1 protein-coding gene is annotated in these 592 nt (G+C 63.9%); it reads right to left on the bottom strand.

Annotated elements, in window-relative coordinates; genetic code table 11:
* Nucleotides 1-592: ABC transporter substrate-binding protein (locus CCL05_RS43105; RefSeq protein ID WP_143590068.1), on the bottom strand; the 592-nt coding region annotated here is incomplete at both ends.

The following is a 592-nucleotide window of genomic DNA, read 5'->3' as shown; positions in this document are numbered from 1 at the left end:
CCGTCTCAGGGCCGTCCGCGGGCATCACGCCGTTCTTCGTGAACATCGGCAACGTGCTCTTGATCGCCTGTGCGTAGAGGGCCTTGTCGCCCTGCGAGTAGTCGGCCGGCATCTTGTCGGCGATCTGGGACGCGCTGTGGGTGGACATCCACGCGAGTGTCTTGACGAATGCGTTGACCAGCTTCTGGACAGTGGCCTTGTGGCTGTTCACCCAGTCCGTCTGCATGTACAGACTTGACGACGGATACGGGCCACCGAGCGCCTCCTGGGACCCCTGCGGCGTCCGCATGTCGAGAAGAATCTGGCCCGCCTTCTTGTCCAGGATCTGCGCCACCGTCGGATCGGTCGTCATACCGCCGTCGATCGAGCCCTTCTGGAGCGCCGAGATGAACGTCGGGCCGGCACCTACGGCGACGGGCGTGAAGTCGCTGACGTTCACGCCGTTCTTGACGGCGAGGTACTTGGTGAGGAAATCGGTCGAAGAACCGAGGCCGGTGATGCCGAGCTTCTTGCCCTTGAAGTCCTTGGGCGAGGTGATGTCGCCCGCTGTCTTGGCGGAGACGATCTCGACCTCGCCCGGGGCGCGCGAGAA

This window comes from Streptomyces africanus (assembly GCF_002150735.1).
Lineage (GTDB): Bacteria > Actinomycetota > Actinomycetes > Streptomycetales > Streptomycetaceae > Streptomyces > Streptomyces africanus.
This window is presented reverse-complemented; position numbering and strand designations above follow the sequence as displayed.